Source organism: Maridesulfovibrio ferrireducens, from assembly GCF_016342405.1.
Taxonomy (GTDB): Bacteria; Desulfobacterota; Desulfovibrionia; order Desulfovibrionales; family Desulfovibrionaceae; genus Maridesulfovibrio; species Maridesulfovibrio ferrireducens_A.
This window is the reverse complement of record NZ_JAEINN010000025.1, coordinates 22,705-28,704: the sequence shown is the minus strand read 5'-3', so window position 1 is coordinate 28,704 and position 6,000 is coordinate 22,705. Positions and strand designations below refer to the sequence as shown.

Here is a 6,000-nt window from a genome sequence, read left to right as displayed (position 1 = left end):
ATATTCATCCTCCTTGAATGGGAGGAAGTATGTCATATGAGAAAATTAATGGAAGATGCAGCCGTCTGGACGGTTACATATATAATTCTGTTCTGTATCTTTTGCTTTTTGCCTTCTAATGTGAGTGAACTTTACTACGTTTTTTTTCAGAGTCTTTTGTAATAACCTTATACGACTATTGTATTAAAAAGATTTTTGCACATGGTGATTTTGACACACTCAACTTCTCAAGCAAGATACATACCCAAAAAAGACCAATAAACATTCTGTTAAAGCTTACTTCGCTTCGTTAACACCCATAATCATGAACTTAAAAAAAACAAATCCCGAGATCGTCCCTCTTTTATAAAAGGCCTAGGTAGGGCTATACATCCATTCTCAGTTTTTACATGGGGGGGAGATAAAATGCTCTGGCCTGAGGCCCGCTATATATTTCTTAAAATAAGGCCCATTTTTATTGATTTGCTGACGCAAATATCAGTCGTTAGATCTTCTTTTGAATCAAATGTTGTTCTGCTGAAATAATTATTTATTTTTGCTGAAACTGTGACCCTGTTATTGCTTTTGTATTGTCAAAAGAGGTTGGGCAATGTCCAAACATGTCGATGCAGAACTGGCATGAGTTGTAGAGGAGAGTGTTGGGACAATGCTGTCAGACCGTATTCAAAGCAGGTTCCAGATACAAGCAAATGTCTTGCTCCCTGCTCAATCATTTTTTTTAAGAAGGTAATACTTTCCAGATAGTTTCGCTTTGTGTGGACGGTATCGTTATAGTTTGACAGCCCTCCCCACGCCAGATGAATGATCCGTTCAGGTCTATTAAGATAGCTAAAAATATCATCAGGAATATGGGCTAGATCAAGCTCTTTGCAATCTACAGCAGAAAACCAGCTTTTATGACAATTTTTTATAACATTACGAGTTGTTGCGGTAACTTCATACCCTTGCTCAATCAGTTCATTAACAACATAGCTACCGATGAATCCTGTGGCTCCTGTGACGAGTATGCGCATATATAATATTCCTTTCTACAAGAGGTATTCGTAGCGACATTATCGCATTAAATATGAGGTAGATTGCTTCCCAAAAAAGGCATGCCGAGTGCCATGCATTCTTTGCAAGTAGGAGATTTTTTTTTAGCCTTTTTCCTTTTCACAATTTCATCGGTAGAGAGTTCCAACATATTACCAACAAGATATTCTGAATGGTCTTTGTCCGGCCCGCAACAAATAGCGGCATTACAATGCTCATCTATTACTAGAAATTCATGCTGTGGACATTCCCAGTCAGGGGGGCAATTGGCGATAGTATCGTCAATGTAATAAAGAAAAAGATCTTTAGAAGCTTCTTTTAATTGGGAATAAGGCATGGTGTTTTTTAAATATGATTGCATCATGGAAAACCCATTAAATGCTGCGACTCCAGTGGTCATTCTTACGCCAAGCTGCTTGGCAAAGGCATGACAAGCAGCTATTTCTCCAATATTAAATTGGTATACAAGAAATGCCAGAACAACAGAGCCTTTAAAACCGTTTTCGCGAAAATTTTTCACCATTTTTACTATATTTTCAAGGATTCGTTCAAAGGTAAACCCATGCACTCTATCGTAGGAAGCCTGGGAAAAACCAGGCAGAGAAATTCTAAGCTGAGTGCAATGTGTCAATTCATTATCAGAAAACAGTATTAATTTTGAAGCATTCGTGCTGAGGCTGAATGGTTGTTCAATACGATGCAGATCAGCAATTATTTCTTTAAATTGCGGATGCAAGAAAGGTTCAAACCAATTGTAAAGAGCTATCTGAGTTTTCGGCGAGATCAGTTTTTTGATTCGCATTTTACGGATCACCTTTCTGAAATCTTCCAGGTCGACAAAATGAGCTTTTTCCCGCAAGCCGTTTCTAGCTTTTATGCCGGTTTGACACCATGGGCATTTTGCGTTGCATGCTCCTGATATTTCAAAAAATACATTTTTAAATACTGCGTTATACATGTTGCGATCCTTCATGCTTGAAATTATTTAGGAAAGTATCCCTCAGCACCTGAATAGAAAATCATGATGCCCGCGCATTATTTTGCTGAGCCTCTAGCAACTGCATTATGACTGCCGGGGTAAACTTTCTGAAAATTTTAGTTATAACTCTCAGTGCAGCACAGTTCTCATTTGTTTGCAAATAATGATTAAGATTTTCTATATCTTGCATATCAATTATTGAGTCTGATATTTGTAAAATCGAACTAATGGATTTCAGTGTGGAGACAAGCTCTTTACCTCCCAAAGGACAGTCAGTTTGGCGAAGTTTCATGCCTACATATTCGCTAAGTATCTCTACTTCATGCGGTGGCAATCTGCTATGCATAAGCTTTAAATATCCTTCAAGATAGTAGAATGCATTTGGCGGTGTACGAAAATAGTCTTTGCTATTTCCCACAGTAAATTTATGCAATACTCTTGGGCTAGTAACAAGCCTCCCTTCCATGAGAAAGGCAAAGACCACAAGCATATCTCCCCAATTCTCAAATAAGCCGAAGTCATTCATCTTCCGATAGTACCCTTGAACTATTTCTGTCTTGATAAGGGCTCGTATAGGGCAAGACTTATTACTGTATCCCTCTTTGGCAAGAATAAACTTTTTCAATCGGCTAATCCTGTCGGGGTCATCAAATTCTTTAAGAAAAGGGTAAGCCTCAGGATAGTCTGTGCGCTTATGACCTTCGGGACTAATGACATCGTAATCACAAAAAGCACAAGAAGCATCCGGGTTCTTTTTAAGCAAAGTAAATAATTCAAAAACAAAATCTTTATCCCAACGATCATCATCACTGGCAAAAATAATATATTCTCCTTTAGCTTTTTGGAGTACATCCAAAGAATTACGCAACATGCCAATATTTTCTTTTTGAAGAGTATAGCGGATGCGAGGATCATCTGCATATTTAGCCATGACTCTTTGCATAGCCTCTTTTTGCGGAGAGCAATTATCCGAAACAATAATTTCCACATTTGTGTAAGTCTGACTGGTGAAATCATGCAAAGCATCATCGAGGCCTGCAGGACGATTATAGCAAGGCAACAGAACAGAGACGAGAGGTGCTGCATTTATATTTGATTTTTTATCCATTTATTTTTTCTCCGTATGTATACCTCTGAGCGAAGGCATTTTTTGAGCATGACCATTATTTCTATTTAAAATCTGTATTAATTAACTTTTTTTATCAGGGCCATTATTTGCAAAAGTACGGCCCGTAGAACATCTTGAGGGAAAAAATGTAAGCGTTCATTCTTTATTAGGAGTTTTTTAAAATTTTTACTGCATTTTAAAACAACATTTATATCTGTAGGATCAAAATTTGTGATGCCGGGAAAGCCTTCTTGCACAAAATTTGTGTCAAAAATATCATCCACGTACGCAAGGTGCTTCATGCGTATGATATCGCGCTGTACAACTTGCTTTGACTTGTATTCCTTCCGGTCTTTTGTTGGATGCGCTCGATAACGAAGTAGTGGTTCAGAAAGATTCGCAAATTTTGCGTTGTGTTTATAAAATAAACGCAACCAAAATTCATAATCTGCAGAAGGAAGAAAGCTAGGATCAAACCCTTCACTTTTCAAGATTAGACTACGTTTCACCATAGAAGTTGGATTCGCTAAAGGTGGAATTGTCAGAAGAGTCCATCTCAACTCCTGATGAGTTGTTGGCAATGAAAAGAGTCTACCTGTTTCGTGGTATATTGCTTGAGTACCGCATACATCAATATCCGGATTATCTTCCAGAAAGGCAACTTGTTTTGCAAATCGCTCAGGGAACGCAATATCATCAGAATCCATGCGTGCAATGTACTTCCCCAGCGCTTCTCCATGCGCATCATTCATACTGTTTGCAACTCTTTTATTTGTTGCATTGGTAATAATGCGAATACGGGAGTCCCGTCTTGTGTACTCCTCTAAAATCTGCGGAGTACTGTCTGTAGATGCATCGTCAACAATGATGAACTCAAAATCTGAGTACGTCTGCGCAAGAATTGAGTTTATTGATTCCGCGAGGAACTCTTCTCCATTATAGACGGGCATTATGACTGATATTGAAGGGGGCATTGTTTTTCCTGAAAGCTATAAGTTTGTTTAGCACAAACCATTGCGTTGTCTGTTGCAGGGCTTTTTTTAATGTTTTATTTACGCCATTTCAGTAAAATCTCCCGTAGGGGAATCCTGATATGTCTGTTGTAAGCCCTCAGCTGTTTTTTTACCTGTGTAGTCAACAGCTTTTTTTGCATCCCATACTGATGTGCAGATAATGCTTTTTGTATCACAACGGTGCTGATACTTTTTAGCAATGTTAGTTACTTCTGCCAGAAGACCGTCTTTTAAATGTATGGGATTTAGACCAAGGGAAAGGAATTTATCGTTGCGCACGATAAGTTCATTTTCAGCGTCTTCCGTTCTTGGGTTGTCGAAGAAACGGATTTCTGCTCCTGACTTGTTTGCAACAAGTTGTGCCAATTCACGAACCTTGTGTGTTTCGGTTACTTGATTGAATATTTGCACTTTATCTCCATGTTTTGGAGGAGATTCAATAGCTAGTTTGACACACTGCACTGTGTTTTGAATATGGATAAATGCACGGGTTTGTCCGCCTGTCCCGTACACTGTTAGTGGATGCCCGATGGCCGCTTGCATGAGAAATCGATTAAGAACTGTGCCGTAATCTCCATCATAGTCAAAGCGGTTTATAAGAGCTTCGTCCATACGGGTTTCTTCGGTTTCGGTTCCCCATACAACTCCCTGATGAAGATCCGTTATGCGTATTTTGTCATTTTTATTGTAATAGTAGAAACACAGAGCATCTTGTGTTTTGGTCATGTGGTAGATTGATCCTGGAGCCGCAGGATAGAGTATTTCATGTTCTTCTAAATCGCCATTTTGTCCTTTTGTGTACACAGAAAGATATCCTTCCGGGATAACTTGTTGTACTGTACCATAGCCATACACGCCCGTAGTCCCAAGGTGGACAATATGAGAGTTTACTCCACTTTCTACAACAGCAGCAAGTAAGTTATTGGTGGCGTTTAGATTGTTGCTGACCGTATACCGTTTATGCCAAGAGCTTTTCATAGAATAGGGAGCTGCTCGCTGTTCGGCAAAATGCACAATAGAATCTGGCTTATACTCTGCAATAAGAGTAAGCAACCGATGGTAGTTTTCTGCCACGTCAAAATAATGGAAGGCTATTTTTTGTCCCGTAAGCTCTTGCCATTTGGAAAGACGTCTGCTCATAGACTGAATGGGCGTTAGAGAACCACATTCAAGCTCAATGTCTGTCTTCCTGCGCACAAGGTTATCTACGATAGCAACATCATAGCCGTTTTTTGAAAGGTGTAAAGCGGAAGGCCATCCGCAAAAACCGTCTCCGCCAAGTATAAGTACTTTTTTCATACTGTGAGCCTCTCCTAGTTACTTTGGAATGCGCTAAAAAACACCCCATCAATAAAAAATAAATTGTCTATAATACAAATGGTTAATCAACTTTTTTTAAAAAACACAAGCTCTGCTTCAGCACGTCATTTGCTGCTATTTGTCTTCAAATACGGATATTTCTTACGTACTTTAGGTGCATCGCACAATAGCCTTTGGTTTCTTGTTACATTCGGACACTCTTCTTATACGGCAATTTTGACAAAGCTACAAAGCATTTGCAAAAGATATGCCAAATACCCACCGCTATTCATCCCTACATTTGCAACATAACCATTTGAACAAAATACAAAGAAAACTTAAATTATTTCTGCATAATCAAAAATTGACTACTGGCTTTCCTGAAAGGAAATACCAAGAGCGACTAAAAGTTGCAGTTTTATTCAACTGGCCCAGTTAAATATAATTAGGGTACACACTACTCCTTACCCCATTCTTAGATCAGAACTTGCCTGCAGTTAAATAATAATCCACTTAAAACCAATCAAACATGGAAGGTCACAATGCTCTCATCTCGTCAACCATTGCGA

General features: G+C 38.9%; 5 protein-coding genes. All 5 read right to left on the bottom strand.

Annotated elements, in window-relative coordinates:
• Positions 1-572: 572 nt before the first annotated feature.
• Entirely contained in the window at positions 573-1,013 is a 441-nt protein-coding gene (locus tag JEY82_RS18140; RefSeq protein WP_304088322.1) for an NAD(P)-dependent oxidoreductase, read from the bottom strand.
• Positions 1,014-1,060: 47 nt separating this feature from the next.
• A complete protein-coding gene (locus JEY82_RS18135) occupies positions 1,061-1,990 on the bottom strand; it encodes a radical SAM protein (RefSeq protein WP_304088320.1) in 930 nt (309 codons plus the stop codon).
• A gap of 61 nt (positions 1,991-2,051) precedes the next feature.
• Positions 2,052-3,119 (bottom strand): glycosyltransferase, encoded by a 1,068-nt coding sequence (locus JEY82_RS18130; protein ID WP_304088318.1) that lies wholly within the window; start codon positions 3,117-3,119, stop codon positions 2,052-2,054.
• A gap of 77 nt (positions 3,120-3,196) precedes the next feature.
• Complete coding sequence (locus JEY82_RS18125; protein ID WP_304088316.1) at positions 3,197-4,093, bottom strand: glycosyltransferase family A protein; 897 nt, start codon at positions 4,091-4,093, stop codon at positions 3,197-3,199.
• A gap of 78 nt (positions 4,094-4,171) precedes the next feature.
• Entirely contained in the window at positions 4,172-5,431 is a 1,260-nt protein-coding gene (locus tag JEY82_RS18120) for an NAD-dependent epimerase/dehydratase family protein (RefSeq protein WP_304088314.1), read from the bottom strand.
• Positions 5,432-6,000 lie beyond the last annotated feature (569 nt).

Excerpts from the sequence above, each read along its gene's own strand:
- JEY82_RS18140 (WP_304088322.1), bottom strand. The coding sequence starts at position 1,013 with ATGCGCATACTCGTCACAGGAGCCACAGGATTCATCGGTAGCTATGTT.
- JEY82_RS18130 (WP_304088318.1), bottom strand. The coding sequence starts at position 3,119 with ATGGATAAAAAATCAAATATAAATGCAGCACCTCTCGTCTCTGTTCTG.
- JEY82_RS18125 (WP_304088316.1), bottom strand. The coding sequence starts at position 4,093 with ATGCCCCCTTCAATATCAGTCATAATGCCCGTCTATAATGGAGAAGAG.
- JEY82_RS18135 (WP_304088320.1), bottom strand. The coding sequence starts at position 1,990 with ATGTATAACGCAGTATTTAAAAATGTATTTTTTGAAATATCAGGAGCA.
- JEY82_RS18120 (WP_304088314.1), bottom strand. The coding sequence starts at position 5,431 with ATGAAAAAAGTACTTATACTTGGCGGAGACGGTTTTTGCGGATGGCCT.